The following is a 249-nucleotide window of genomic DNA, read 5'->3' as shown; positions in this document are numbered from 1 at the left end:
CGGATACAGTTACCACTGGTTTGTACCGCGTGCATTTGCACTTTTGCCAAATCAGCCAGAATCTGAGGGCAGTCTTCCAGCTTGGGCCAGTTGAACTGCAGGTTCTGGCGAGTACTGAAGTGGGCATAGCCTTTATCGTAGTCGCGGGCGACCTTGGCCAGAGCGCGCATTTGCTCAGCAGTAAAGGCGCCATAAGGAATCGCGACCCGTAACATGGGGGCGTAGCGTTGCACGTAGATGCCATTCTGC

General features: G+C 55.0%; 1 pseudogene. It reads right to left on the bottom strand.

Going from position 1 to position 249, the window contains the following annotated elements:
- A pseudogene (locus tag Q4563_RS21545) lies at positions 1 to 249 on the bottom strand (nitrite/sulfite reductase); the annotation flags it as partial.

The sequence above is a fragment of the Gilvimarinus sp. 1_MG-2023 genome (genome assembly GCF_030548285.1).
This window is presented reverse-complemented; position numbering and strand designations above follow the sequence as displayed.